We start from the raw sequence: 12,523 nt of genomic DNA, 5'->3' as shown, positions 1-12,523 counted from the left end.
ACTTGGCGCACAGACCCCGGGCGCCAGGACCACACGATTTTGCCGTACGCGAGCCGCACCCGTCGTTGGCGCGAGGCCTTCGCTCACAGTCGCCTGCCCTGCGAAGCTTTTCGCGCCGGTGCAACTCGCGTCCACCGCCGCCCGGCCCGCGTTCGTGACGATCGCGATACGCCCCTCTTCCTTGGGCCGGGTTGCGGCGACACATACGCCGTTTCCGAATTTCGGTAAAGTGGAATATTTTCGGCGAGGCGTCTTGACCGATGGTTTGGGTGTTTTGCCCGACGGGCAACGCAAGGTCTTGTGGTCCTCGCCACGTCATTCCGGGGCGCGACGAAGTCGCGAACCCGGGATCCATTTTACCGCGCGTACTGAGGCCCGATGGATTCCGGGCTCGACGCTGCGCATCGCCCCGGAATGACGGCTGTGGCTCCATTTGCACGACCTGCCGCCACGTTGGTATGGTTCCTGCAAGCAACTCAGCCTCCAATCCCTGACCAGACCGAGACAATGCCAAGCTCAAGACCCGACCGTATCCGCAAGCTCCTCGCCGACCTCGTCGGCTTCGACACCGTCAGCGACCGCACCAACCTGCCCCTGATTGCCCACATTGAAAGCTACCTCGCCGCATTCGGCATCAAGGGGGAGCGCATCACCGACGAAACCGGCGAGAAGGCTTCGCTCTGGGTCACGATCGGGCCACAGGACCGGCCGGGCCTCGTGCTGTCGGGCCATACCGACGTGGTGCCTGTCGTGGGCCAGGACTGGAGCCACGATCCGTTCAAGCTGGTGGAGCGCGACGGCAAGCTCTACGGCCGCGGCACCACCGACATGAAGGGTTTCGTCGCGGTGTGCCTCGCGATGGTGCCGGAGATGGTCGAGGCCAGGCTCAAGACACCGATTCATCTGGCGATCTCCTATGACGAGGAGATCGGCTGCGTCGGCGTGCGCCCGATGCTGCGCGAGGTCGCGAAAAAGAAGGTCAGGCCGCTCGGCGCCTTCATCGGCGAGCCGACCCAGATGCAGGTCATCATCGGCCACAAAGGCAAGCACGGCGTGCGCGCGACCTTTCGCGGGCTCGCGCGTCATTCCTCGATCGCACCCGACGGCGTCAATGCGATCGAATATGCGGCCGAGCTGATCGTCGAGATCCGCCGCCGCGCCGTGGCACTCGCGGCCGCGCGATCGACCGACAGCCTCTACGACGTTCCGCATTCGACGCTGCTCACCAGCATCGTGCATGGCGGCGCCGCGCTGAACATCGTGCCGGACACTTGCACGGTCGATTTCGAATGCCGCGGCATCGGTATCACCGAGTCGCGCGAGGTCACGGATGCGATCGTCGCCTGGGCCAAGGCCGAGCTCGAACCGGCGATGAAGGCGAGACATCCGGACTGCGGCATCGATTTCGAGGAGATCCTCGACTATCCCGCGCTCGACACCGCCGCCGACGCCGCCATCGTCACGCTGGCCAAAAGCCTTGCGGGGCGCAACGACCACGCCAAGGTCGCCTTCGGCACCGAAGCGAGCCTGTTCGCCAGCATGGCCGACATCCCGTCGGTCGTGATCGGCCCCGGCGCGATCGCGCAGGCACACACGCCTGACGAGTTCGTGGAGATGACGGAGCTGGAGAAGTGCGCGGGCTTCGTGGAGAAGCTGATCGCGCATTGTGTGAAGTGACAACCGCCAGCGCGGCCGCGTAGCCCGTCATGAGCGAAGCGACATGCGGGACCACTGTCCCGGGTATCGCTCCGCTCACCCGGGCTACGACATCGTCATTGCGAGGAGCTCTTGCGACGAAACAATCCAGACTGCCGTTGCGGAGACACGCTGGATTGCTTCGCTGCGCTCGCAATGACGGGCGGAACGAGCTCGCCTCATCACAGCTAACGCAGCAGGCTTCGTGACGGCGAATAATTCACCGGCACGAGCAGGCGGTCCTCGATCTGGCCGACCATCAAGCCGTGTTCGGCGTGAGTGACCCGCTTGATCTCGGCCCATTCGGTGTCCGCCATGAAGGCCGTCCATGCGGCCACCTTGGCCGCTTCGTCCGGCCACTCCAGCAGATAGGCGAATTCGGTCCTGTCGCCGAATTTGGTTTCCCACATCGCCACGATCTGGAAACCGTATCTGGTTCGCATGATGCGTGCGGCGTGGTCGCGAAACCGCGCGTGGAATGCGGCCTTGTTCTTCTCGAAGATCTCGTAGATGCGCAGTTGCTGGATCATGATCACTCTCCGTGCACAGGAGATATGGTCAAGCCTGGTGGCTGGACAAGCCGACGGGTGTCATGCCCCGCGACCCGGCTACGCCAAGGCTTCGCCGGGGTTGAGGTCCAGGGGCGCCGAAGCTTTAGCGAAGACGGCAGGCGGGGCATCCAGTACGCCGCGGCTTCTCGATTCAAGCACCACGGCCTCTGGAATACTGGATTGCCCGCCTGCGCGGGCAATGACACTGAGTGTGTGGGAATAGCGAGGAACCACAAACGAAAAAGGCGCGGCCACATCGACCGCGCCTTCGTCATTTTCACACCGCGCCCGCCTTCTGCGCGTAGTGCCATGATGCCTGCGACAGCGGCACGGTGCGCTTGGCGGATTCGAGCGCCTTGGCGTTGGCGGCGGTACCGTCGCGGATGCGGCCGGCGATGCCTTGGGTGATGCCCGCGAGGCGGAACAGGTTGTAGGAGAAATACCAGTTGAGGTCAGGCACGCTCATCTGGGTGACGTTGCAGTAGATCTGCGCGGCCTCTTCCAGGCTGGGGATGTTGAGCGCCTTGAGGTCGACGCCCTGCAGGCCCGGCATGATCCACTGCATCAGCAGATAGGTGAAGTCGGCCATGGGATCGCCGAGCGTCGACAGCTCCCAGTCCAGCACGGCCTGCACGCGCGGTTCCGTTGCGTGGAAAATCATGTTGTCGAGACGATAGTCGCCATGGACGATGGAGACGCGCGCCTGCTCCGGCACCGTCTTGGGCAGCCATTCGGCGACCTTCTCGAACTCGGGAATGTGCTGGGTCTCGGACGCCCGGTACTGCTTGGTCCAGCGGTCGATCTGGCGGGCAAAATAGTTGCCGGGCTTGCCGAAGTCGCCGAGCCCGATCGTAACAGGATCGAACATGTGGAGTTTCGCCAGCGTCTCGATCTTGCTGGTGAAGATTTTTCGCCGCGCGTCGGGATCCTGGCTCGGCAGCGTCGGGTCCCAGAATACGCGCCCCTCCTCCATCGACATGATGTAGAAGGCGGCACCAATGACGCTGTCGTCCTGGCACAGCGCATAGGCATGCGCGACCGGAAAGCCCTGCTTTCCAAGGGCCGCGATGACGCGATACTCGCGATCGACCGCATGCGCCGACGGCAGCAGCTTGCCGAACGGCTTGCGGCGCATCACGTAGGAACGTTTCGGCGTGTTGAGGCGGTAGGTCGGATTGGACTGGCCGCCCTTGAACTGCAGCACGACCAGCGGGCCTTCAAAACCTTCGACGTGGTCGCGCATCCACGCCTCGAGGCGCAGCTCGTCGAAACGATGCCGCTCCTCGACCGGCTTGGTGCCCGAGAACTCCTCGTCTTTCCTGACGCCGTCAGCCACGGTGACGCTCCCTCTTCAGTCCTGACCTTTTCAGGTCGAGCATGATCCTAATCGGTAACCGCTGACGCACTTGCGTCAAGCGGTCACCCAATCATGCCCTGTCTCTTCTTTAGATCGGGAGCGCCTTCCGGCTCTCCCTCTTAACGACCGGGAGAGTTTGCATACTTCCGAAGTTCAAGTCTGGCAATGGCGCGATTGTGCACCTCGTCCGGACCGTCGGCGAGACGAAGCGTGCGGATGTGGGCGTAGTCCTTGGCAAGGCCCGCCTCGTCCGAGACGCCGGCGCCGCCAAAGGCCTGGATCGCCTGATCGATGATCTTCAAGGCCATGTTGGGACCTGCGACCTTGATCATGGCGATCTCGAGCTGCGCGGTCTTGTTGCCGACCTTGTCCATCATGTCGGCGGCCTTGAGGCACAGGAGGCGGTTCATCTCGATGTCGGTGCGCGCCTCGCCGATGCGCTGCTCCCACACACTGTGCTCGATGATCTTCTTGCCGAACGCGGTGCGCGAGGCGAGCCGCTTCACCATCTTCTCCAGCGCCTCCTCGGCCTTGCCGATGGTGCGCATGCAGTGGTGGATACGGCCCGGGCCGAGCCGGCCCTGCGCGATCTCGAAGCCGCGGCCCTCACCGAGCAGGATGTTCTCCTTCGGCACCCGCACGTTGTCGAGCAGCACCTGCGCATGGCCGTGCGGCGCGTCGTCGAAGCCGAACACGGGAAGCATCTTCTCGACCTTGATGCCGGGCGTATCGAGCGGAACCAGGATCTGCGACTGCTGCTGGTGTTTTGCCGCCTTCGGATCGGTCTTGCCCATCAGGATCGCGATCTTGCAGCGGGGATCGCCGACGCCGGACGACCACCATTTGCGGCCATTGATGACGTAGTAATCACCGTCCTTCTCGATGCGGGTCTCGATGTTGGTGGCGTCAGACGAGGCGACCGCGGGTTCCGTCATCAGGAAGGCCGAGCGGATCTCGCCGTCCATCAGCGGACGCAGCCATTTGCGCTTCTGCTCCTTGGAGCCGTAGCGGATGAACACTTCCATGTTGCCGGTGTCGGGCGCGGAACAGTTGAACACTTCCGAGGCCCAGCTGATGCGGCCCATCTCCTCCGACAGCAGCGCGTATTCGAGATTGGTCAATCCCGCGCCGCGGAATTCATCATCTTCATGCTCGTTCGGCGGCATGAACATGTTCCAGAGGCCTTCGGCCTTCGCCTTCTTCTTGAGCTCCTCGAGCACCGGGATGACCTTCCAGCGCTCGCCGCTGCGATCCTGCTCGTCATAGACAGGCACCGCCGGGCGCACGTGCTTGGCCATGAAGGACCGCACGCGGTCGAGCCATTCCTTCTGTTTGGGGGACAGGTCGAAATCCATGGGACGCTCCTCGTTTCTCTCTCACTGATCGTTTTGCGCCGGACTGTCCTCCCGCCGCGCGCGGCCCGCAAGCGCGAATGCGCTGGCCTTGCGGACGCCCCGGAACCCATCGCAGTTGCGAACGGGTCCCGATTGCGGATTGACTTTTCCCGGCCTTCAAACGATAGTTTCATACAACTGTTTGAATTGCAACTCCCTCGCTCACGACGTCATTCCGGGGCAGCCTGCAGGGCTGAACCCGGAATCCCGAAATGTGGCGCGAGATTCCGGGTTCGACGCTGTCGCATCGCCCCGGAATGACGGGATAAGGGCCATGGCCAGCGATCATACGAGGTCTGCCATTCTCGCCGCCGCCGAACGGCTCTACGCCGATCGCGGCTTCGGCGACGTCACGCTGCGCGACATCGTCGCGGAGGCCGGCGTCAACCTCGCCGCGGTGAACTATCATTTCGGCTCCAAGGACGAGCTGATCGCGGAATTATTCGTCACCCGTTCCATCGCCACCAACCGCGAGCGCCTGCGCGAATTGAAGGCGGCGGAGGAAGAAGGCGGCGGCCGCGCGCCGATCGAGGTGATCCTGCGCGCGCTGGTGGGGCCGACCTTGCGGGGCTGCCTGGGACCGGAGAACCAGCGCTCGACCGCCGCGCGCTTCATGATCCGCGCCTCGATCGAATCCGTGCCGCCGATCCGCCGCATCAAGAACCGCGAGATCGACCATTTGCGCAAATTCGCCGGCGCGATGCGTAGGTCCCTGCCCGATCGCAGCGACGTCGATGTCTATTGGGGCCTCAACTTCGCGCTCGCCATGGCGCACCACACCATCCGCGAGAGCGAGCGCCTGACGAAGCTGTCGGAAGGCAAATGCGACCTCGACGACGTCGAGGACGTGGTCGCGCGCGTCGTCAGCGTGGCGACGATGGCGCTGACGGCGGGGCGGACGGAGCAGAAGGCACCGTCAAAGGTGGCCGCGCGGTAGCCCCTCACATCATCGCGATGCAGTCGATCTCGACGTCGAAGGGGGCGAACCATTCCGGCGTGCAGACGAAGATCCGCGCCGGCGGATCATGCGGGAAGTAGCGCGCATAGACCGCGTTGAAGGCGGCGAAGTGCTTGGTCGATGTGCAGTAGACATTGCACTTCATGACGTTGTCGAGCGAGGCGCCGGCCGTCTCGAGGCACAGCTTCATCTGCTCCATGACGATCTCGCTCTGGCGCTCGATCGGAGCGGCGGCGATTTCGCCGGTCTCGGGGTCGAACGGCGGCAGACCGGCGACGAAGATCATGTTGCCGGCGCGCGTCACCGGCGAGGTCGGCGCCTTCCAGCGATCGAGAAACGACGAGATCGGTTCGACGCGGAGCGCTTCGCGTTTCATGCGGCCACCTTCGGTTCGAGCGAGACTATCTGCTGACTACATTATTCCGTAGCCGGCATGCTTCGCTTAAGCTCGAAGTGTGGAGGCGGGGAACTACGCCCGCTGCGGCATCTCCTCGGCCTCTTCCTTGGCCAGCAGCAGCAGCATCTCGATGCCCATCTCGCCTTCCTGCGGCGAGCGGATGAACTTTATTTCGTCTGCGCTTTGCCGCAGCGCGGCAATGATGGCGACGGCCTGATTGGCGGTTGCCGCCTCAGTCGCCAGAATGGACTTCTGGTTCTTGGACTGAAACCCGATGGTGTAGGACATTTCATTCCCTCCCGCGCTCACGTGGAGAGATCGAATCAGAGTCGCGCGCCGAGTGGAAGCCTGTGCGACTACGGACCGGGATTATCTGGGGATTGCGCGCAAGCTCCACGCAAGGCCGCGCGAGCGCCACACTGAGGTCACCAGTCTATGCGCAGAGATCCGGAGCCCGGCGCAGTGTTATGCCAGCCCAGCAAATTGGACTCGTGGAGGCTCCCCCTCACCCGGAATCCGCGCTGCGCGCGCATTCCGGCCTCGCCCCGAAGAAAGCAGAGCTAAATAATCCCCTGCTTCTTCAACTCCTCGATCTTCGCCGCATCGTAACCGAGCTTGCCGCCGAGCACCTCCTTTGTGTGCTCCCCTAGCAGCGGCGGGGCGCGGTAGTTCTTGATCGGGGTCTCCGAGAAGGTCAGCGCGTTGCGGATCAGCGACAGCTCGGGCTCGAACTTGTGCTCTGTCTTCACCCGCATGCCGCGCGACTGCACGTGCGGATCGGAAAACACCTGCTCGAAATTGTTGATCGGCCCGGAGGGCACGCCGGCCTCCTCCAGCTTGTCCAGCCAGTAGGCCACCGGCTGCTTCAGGAACAGGCCGGCGAAGATCGCCATGATCTCCTTGCCGTGCACGACGCGGTCGTTGTTCTTGATAAAGCGCTTGTCATTGGCGAGCTCGGGCTCGCCGAGCACGGCGCAGGTGCGCTGGAACTGGCCGTCATTGCCGACCACCAGCATCAATTCGCCGTCGGTGCAGCGGAACACGCCGGCCGGCATGCCGCCATTGCCCCAGGTGCCGCGGCGCGGCGGGGTCTTGCCGTTGACGAGGTAGATCTGCAGCCAGTGCGACAGCGATGCGATCACGGTGTCGAACAGGCAGACGTCGATGTGCTGGCCCTGCCCGTCATTGGCGTCGCGATGGTAGAGCGCCGAGAGAATCCCGATCGAGGTGTTCATGCCGGTCATGTAGTCCACGATCGACGGGCCGACCTTCATCGGGCCCTCGCCCGGCTCGCCGTCCATATGGCCGGTGACGCTCATCAGCCCGCCCATCGCCTGCAGGATGGCATCATAGCCGGCGCGCGGCGCATAGGGGCCGGTCTGGCCGAAGCCGGTCACCGAGCAATAGATGATGCCGGGGTTGATCGCCTTGATCGTCTCGTAGTCGAGGCCGTAGCGCTTGAGATCGCCGACCTTGTAGTTCTCCATGAAGACGTCAACGTCCTTGGCGAGCTCGCGGATGATCGCCTGCCCCTCGGGCTTGGCGATGTTGACCGTGACCGATTTCTTGTTGCGGTTGGCGCAGAGATAGAACGAGTTGTTGTTGTTCGCCTTGCCCTCGGGATCGCTCAGGTAAGGCGGGCCGAAGGCGCGCGCGTCGTCGCCGGTGCCCGGCCGCTCGATCTTGATGACCTCCGCGCCCAAATCGCCCAGCATCTGCGCCGACAAGGGCCCAGCGAGGACGCGGGTGAGGTCAAGGATCTTGATGCCTGAGAGCGGCAAGGCCGACATGTCGGTTTCCTCCGGGGAACTGGTGTTGGCGCGGGGCTCCAGCCAAGCCGCGCTCCCTGCGGATACACCATTTTCGTTCCCCGAGCACTGCGCTGCGGGCATACGGCCATCCCTGCCGACAACAGTGGCGGCCCAGCGGCTGCGAATTTCCGCGCCGCGAAGATTACCTCGCCGAGCTCAGGTTTGCAGCCGCTGCGGCCATGCTCGGCCGCCGACGGCCGAGCAGGACCAGGATCAGCACCGTCGCGCAGGAGCAGACGAAGGTGAGACCGAGCGCACTGCGGCTGCCGAACTGGGTGAGCAGGCCGGCCAGCAGCGGCGGAGACAGCGCGGAGGCGAGATTGAGCGGCAATGCGATCATCGACATCGCCTTGGCGAACTCGGCCTGGTCGTAGAACACCAGCGGGATAGTCGCCCGCGCCACGGCCATCGCGCCGCTGCCGGCGCCATAGAGGAGGATGAACACCGCGACCGCCCAGGTCGCCCCCTCGCTCAGCATCAACAGCAGCATGGCCACGGGCAGCGCCATGCCGGCCACCAGCCCCGTCGTGATGCCGTCCCACCGCCCGGCGCCGAGAAAGTCGAGCCCGCGGGCGCTGACCTGGATCACCCCGAGCATCGAGCCGAAGGCGACCGCCTGGGCCGGCGACAGCCCCTCCGCGCGCAGCAGCTCGATGAACACGGCGCCGAGGCCGAAATTGACGAAGGCATTGAGGGTGATCGCGGAGACGACAAGGCCGAACGTGCTGCGCGCAACCGGCGGCACATCCGCGTGCTTGGCCGGCGTGGGGCCCTCGTCCTTCGCGACGCTCCGGCGCGGCGCGGCCAACGCATAGAGCGGGAGCGAGACCACGATCAGCATGGCGGCGTAGACGAGGCACGTCCAGCGCCAGCCGACGAGACCATTCAGGAACGATGTGGCAGGCCAGAAGATGCTGCTCGAAAGTCCAGTCACCAGCATCAGCGCGCCGATCGCGCTCTTGGCCTGACGCCCGGCGACCTCGTTGAGCATGATATAGGCACCGGTCGAGAGCGTGGCGCTGCCGGCAAGACCAAAAACGATCCAGGCGGCGAAATAGAGCACCGGGTCGCGCGCGAAGAACAGAAGCACGAAGCCAGGCACGCTGACGACCGTGCCCGCCATCATCACCTTGCGCGCACCATGCCGCGCGAACGCCTTGGCGAGCCACGGCGCGCACAGCCCCATGGTGACGTAAAGTGTCGAAGTGCCCGCAAACACCATCGGCAGGCTCATGCCGAGATCGGCGGCAAGGTCGCGGCCGATGATGGGCGGAAGACCGATCGTGCCCCATCCGATGAGTTGGGTGATTGCCAGCACCAGCAGGACCCCGATGAGCCTGCTGTCAGATTTCAAGAATCGCATTCCAAACGTCGCCTGCCCGGCAGGCGCCGATCACGCCTGTGGCACCCGTCTTACCCGGAGACTCAGCGCGCGGGAACGCCGGCCGCCGAATGGCAGTACACAGCCGGGAGCATGTCAGGAGGAGGCAGTAGCCCCGATCCCGCGAGACCAAGCAGAGATCGCGCCTCGGCGGCGGTCGCAACGCGCCGGCCGTGGCGCGCGACCGTCTCGCAGGCGACGGTCACCAGCTCCGCGTTGCTGGCGGCGAGGCGCGTCTTGTCGATCCTGATATTGTCCTCGAGCCCGGTGCGAACGGCGTCAGCGCCCCGCGCGAGCGCCCAGCCCATGACCTCGGCCTGATGGCGGCCGATCCCGGCCGACGTCCACGTCGCTTTCGGGATCAGCCGCTTCAACTCGCCCAGGAGGATGTCGAGCACGTGCTCGTCGGCCGGCATCGCGTTCTTGACGCCCATGACGAACTGCACATGCGGACGCTGATCGATCAGCCCCGCCTCGATCAGGCGACGGGCGCCATGCAGATGCGATAGATCGAAGATCTCGATCTCCGGCCGGATGCCGTTCGCCTTCATGCCGGTCGCGAGCGTCTCGACCAGGGCGGCGCTGTTCTCGTAGACGATCGTCGGGAAGTTGACCGAGCCCGTGGACAGCGAGGCCATGTCCGGCTTGAGATAGAGCGACGATCCACGCGCCGAGGGATCGCGCCCTCGCCCGCCGGTCGAGAACTGAACGATCATGTCAGGACAATGCTTTTTGATCCCCTCCTGCACCAGGGCAAAACGCTCGGGATCGGAGGACGGCGTCTCGTCGTCGTTGCGAACATGGATATGGGCAAGCGTGGCGCCGGCCTCGAAGGCTTGTTGCGTCGACTCGATCTGTTCGGACGGCAGAATAGGCACCGCCGGATTGTCCTTCTTGCGCGGAACGGAGCCGGTGATAGCGACAGCAACGACGACGGGGTTCATCCCTTGACCTCATGATGATCGCGCTCGCGCGCAAAAGGTTCGAGTGGGTAATCACGTAGCGCGTCGAGCCTGCCGCTGCAAACATCATCGCTCGCAGCGGCATGGCTCCTTTCGCTCGCGTCAGGTCGGAATTGCGGCGGCACGGCTCGCCGCCTCCGCGCGCTGCCGCTCATAGTCGGCCCGCGGCATCGGAACGGCCTTGGGATTGCCAAGATCGTCGATCTTGATCCGATAGGTTTCCCGCGCCGAGACGGCCGCCAGCGCCGCGATGACCGTGATGCCGAAGGCGATCGCACCCACGGTCAAGGGAATGTTGGCCGAGCCGGGAGGCGCCACCGTCGCGAACAAGGCCGGAAGCAACGCGGTGATGGTCGTTCCGATGTTCTGCGAGATCGCCATCGCCGACACCCGGGTGCGCGTCGGAAACAGCTCCGGATAGAAGCTCGGGAAGATCGCGTTGTAGCCCTGATAGACGACGCCCCACATCAGCAGCGAGAGCATGATCGCAAGCGGCACGTTCCGGATGCTGATGGCGTAGAGATAGCCGAAGGCGAGCAGACCGGAGAGCAGCGCGCCCACGATGATCGGAGGCTTGCGGCCGACCTTGTCGGAGAGATGGCCGACGAAGGGAATGACGAACACCGCCAGCATGTTTCCGAGCACCGGGATCCAGAGATAGACGTCCTTGGCAAAACCGATGCCATAGGCCGGCTGCACCGCGTAAGCCGCACCGAAGATGGTCGCTACGACCGGGATGACGTTCATCAGCGCCATGCAGATGACCCTGAGCATGTCGCGCCAGCTCAGCTTGATGGCCTGAACGATGGGCGCCCGCGGCGTTTCTCCCCGCTCGTCCTCGCGGGCAAAGGCAGGCGTCTCGTCGACTTCGCGGCGAATGATGTAGCCTGCAACGATGACGAAGAAGCTGAGCAGGAAGGGAATCCGCCAGCCCCAGCTGTTGAAGGCTTCGGTCGGCATATAGGCCGCCAGCGGCAGGAAGACGGCGGCTGCGAGAATTTGGCCGGCCTGGACGCCCTGAAGCGCGAAGCTCGCGTAGAAACCTCGCCGGCCGAACGGCGCATGCTCCAGGATCATCGAGCTGGCGCCGGAGATTTCACCGGCAACGGCAAATCCCTGCACGAGGCGCAGGATGACGAGGAGGATTGGCGCCAGGATGCCAACCTGCTGATAGGTCGGCAGAAGGCCAACGGCCATGGTCGAGATGCCCATCAGGAACATGCAGACGATGAGCACTGTCTTACGGCCATGGGTGTCGCCCCAATGTCCGAGCACGAAGGCGCCGATGGGACGAGCCACATAGCCGACGCCATAGGTCGCCAGCGACGCGACGATGGCGACGGTGGGATTTTCCGACGGAAAGAAGATTTGCGGGAAGATCAGCGAGGCAGCAGTCGCGTAGATGAAGAAGTCATAATATTCGAGAGCCGACCCAATCCAGCCGCTCGCAGCAGCCTTCCTGGACTGACTCCTGTCGTGGATCGCGCGAGTCGTGGTCATCTCAGAATTTCCTCCACTGGTTTGCCGATGTCCCTTGGCGGGCTTCGTTCGAAATCGGACAGCACTCTCCGGCCGCTCTGCGGAGCTTCGCGGAGCGCTTGTCACTTGCCGATGGCTGTCTGATTGGTCGCAACAATAGGCTTTCGCCGGGGTAACACAATTACCCAGTTATGCGATAAACCTAACATGATGTTATCTAGGCTGGAGCGTGTACTTTCGCGCGGTAGGGCTGTCGCATATGACAATGGGGGGCTGCGGCCGGATGAGGTCGGCCTGCATGGTTCGAGACGCCCGCTTTGGCGGGCTCCTCACCATGAGGGTCTGATGTCTTGCTGCAAACGCGACCCCATCCTGAGGCAGGGCTATCGCATTTGAGAGCGTTTCCCTGTGGCCATCCTTCGAGACGCCCGCTTCAGGGCGGGCTCCTCAGAGCGTGAGATTCTTTTGGTAGGGATCAGTATTTGCCACGGCGGCGATGCTGTGATTCGCTGGAGTTGCGCGCGAAGCAGGGGCTGAC

General features: G+C 64.0%; 11 protein-coding genes. 2 read left to right on the top strand and 9 right to left on the bottom strand.

Annotation, left to right across the window (positions count from 1 at the left end):
- Window positions 1–507: 507 nt before the first annotated feature.
- Window positions 508–1,677 carry an acetylornithine deacetylase gene (argE, locus tag GGD63_RS20620; RefSeq protein ID WP_183245019.1) on the top strand — a complete coding sequence of 390 codons (1,170 nt, stop codon included), beginning with the start codon at window positions 508–510 and terminating at the stop codon, window positions 1,675–1,677.
- 206 nt (window positions 1,678–1,883) lie between these two features.
- Here argE and GGD63_RS20615 read toward each other — a convergent pair whose 3' ends face one another.
- The 3 genes from GGD63_RS20615 to GGD63_RS20605 form a co-directional block, all read right to left on the bottom strand.
- Entirely contained in the window at window positions 1,884–2,225 is a 342-nt protein-coding gene (locus tag GGD63_RS20615; protein WP_183245018.1) for an NIPSNAP family protein, read from the bottom strand.
- Window positions 2,226–2,523: 298 nt separating this feature from the next.
- Window positions 2,524–3,582, bottom strand: coding sequence for a phosphotransferase family protein (locus GGD63_RS20610; RefSeq protein WP_183245017.1), 1,059 nt, complete (start codon window positions 3,580–3,582; stop codon window positions 2,524–2,526).
- A 140-nt stretch (window positions 3,583–3,722) separates the two neighbouring features.
- Window positions 3,723–4,958 (bottom strand): acyl-CoA dehydrogenase family protein, encoded by a 1,236-nt coding sequence (locus tag GGD63_RS20605; RefSeq protein WP_183245016.1) that lies wholly within the window; start codon window positions 4,956–4,958, stop codon window positions 3,723–3,725.
- Between the two features lie 313 nt (window positions 4,959–5,271).
- Between GGD63_RS20605 and GGD63_RS20600 the strand changes: the two genes are divergently transcribed.
- The gene (locus tag GGD63_RS20600) at window positions 5,272–5,934 is read left to right on the top strand and encodes a TetR/AcrR family transcriptional regulator (protein WP_183245015.1); all 663 of its coding nucleotides are present in this window, start codon (window positions 5,272–5,274) and stop codon (window positions 5,932–5,934) included.
- A gap of 4 nt (window positions 5,935–5,938) precedes the next feature.
- Here GGD63_RS20600 and GGD63_RS20595 read toward each other — a convergent pair whose 3' ends face one another.
- The 6 genes from GGD63_RS20595 to GGD63_RS20570 form a co-directional block, all read right to left on the bottom strand.
- Window positions 5,939–6,331 carry a RidA family protein gene (locus tag GGD63_RS20595; protein ID WP_183245014.1) on the bottom strand — a complete coding sequence of 131 codons (393 nt, stop codon included), beginning with the start codon at window positions 6,329–6,331 and terminating at the stop codon, window positions 5,939–5,941.
- A 93-nt stretch (window positions 6,332–6,424) separates the two neighbouring features.
- The gene (locus GGD63_RS20590; RefSeq protein WP_063682708.1) at window positions 6,425–6,640 is read right to left on the bottom strand and encodes a hypothetical protein; all 216 of its coding nucleotides are present in this window, start codon (window positions 6,638–6,640) and stop codon (window positions 6,425–6,427) included.
- Window positions 6,641–6,912: 272 nt separating this feature from the next.
- A complete protein-coding gene (locus tag GGD63_RS20585) occupies window positions 6,913–8,142 on the bottom strand; it encodes a CaiB/BaiF CoA-transferase family protein (protein WP_183245013.1) in 1,230 nt (409 codons plus the stop codon).
- 163 nt (window positions 8,143–8,305) lie between these two features.
- Window positions 8,306–9,526, bottom strand: coding sequence for an MFS transporter (locus GGD63_RS20580; RefSeq protein WP_183245012.1), 1,221 nt, complete (start codon window positions 9,524–9,526; stop codon window positions 8,306–8,308).
- A gap of 62 nt (window positions 9,527–9,588) precedes the next feature.
- Complete coding sequence (locus tag GGD63_RS20575) at window positions 9,589–10,488, bottom strand: 3-keto-5-aminohexanoate cleavage protein (protein WP_246785571.1); 900 nt, start codon at window positions 10,486–10,488, stop codon at window positions 9,589–9,591.
- Between the two features lie 120 nt (window positions 10,489–10,608).
- Window positions 10,609–12,006 carry an MFS transporter gene (locus GGD63_RS20570; protein WP_183245011.1) on the bottom strand — a complete coding sequence of 466 codons (1,398 nt, stop codon included), beginning with the start codon at window positions 12,004–12,006 and terminating at the stop codon, window positions 10,609–10,611.
- Window positions 12,007–12,523 lie beyond the last annotated feature (517 nt).

The organism is Bradyrhizobium sp. cir1 (genome assembly GCF_014198245.1).
GTDB lineage: Bacteria > Pseudomonadota > Alphaproteobacteria > Rhizobiales > Xanthobacteraceae > Bradyrhizobium.
This window is presented reverse-complemented; position numbering and strand designations above follow the sequence as displayed.

Excerpts from the sequence above, each read along its gene's own strand:
- argE (WP_183245019.1), top strand. The coding sequence starts at position 508 with ATGCCAAGCTCAAGACCCGACCGTATCCGCAAGCTCCTCGCCGACCTC.
- GGD63_RS20615 (WP_183245018.1), bottom strand. The coding sequence starts at position 2,225 with ATGATCCAGCAACTGCGCATCTACGAGATCTTCGAGAAGAACAAGGCC.
- GGD63_RS20605 (WP_183245016.1), bottom strand. The coding sequence starts at position 4,958 with ATGGATTTCGACCTGTCCCCCAAACAGAAGGAATGGCTCGACCGCGTG.
- GGD63_RS20600 (WP_183245015.1), top strand. The coding sequence starts at position 5,272 with ATGGCCAGCGATCATACGAGGTCTGCCATTCTCGCCGCCGCCGAACGG.
- GGD63_RS20595 (WP_183245014.1), bottom strand. The coding sequence starts at position 6,331 with ATGAAACGCGAAGCGCTCCGCGTCGAACCGATCTCGTCGTTTCTCGAT.
- GGD63_RS20590 (WP_063682708.1), bottom strand. The coding sequence starts at position 6,640 with ATGTCCTACACCATCGGGTTTCAGTCCAAGAACCAGAAGTCCATTCTG.
- GGD63_RS20585 (WP_183245013.1), bottom strand. The coding sequence starts at position 8,142 with ATGTCGGCCTTGCCGCTCTCAGGCATCAAGATCCTTGACCTCACCCGC.
- GGD63_RS20580 (WP_183245012.1), bottom strand. The coding sequence starts at position 9,526 with ATGCGATTCTTGAAATCTGACAGCAGGCTCATCGGGGTCCTGCTGGTG.
- GGD63_RS20575 (WP_246785571.1), bottom strand. The coding sequence starts at position 10,488 with ATGAACCCCGTCGTCGTTGCTGTCGCTATCACCGGCTCCGTTCCGCGC.
- GGD63_RS20570 (WP_183245011.1), bottom strand. The coding sequence starts at position 12,006 with ATGACCACGACTCGCGCGATCCACGACAGGAGTCAGTCCAGGAAGGCT.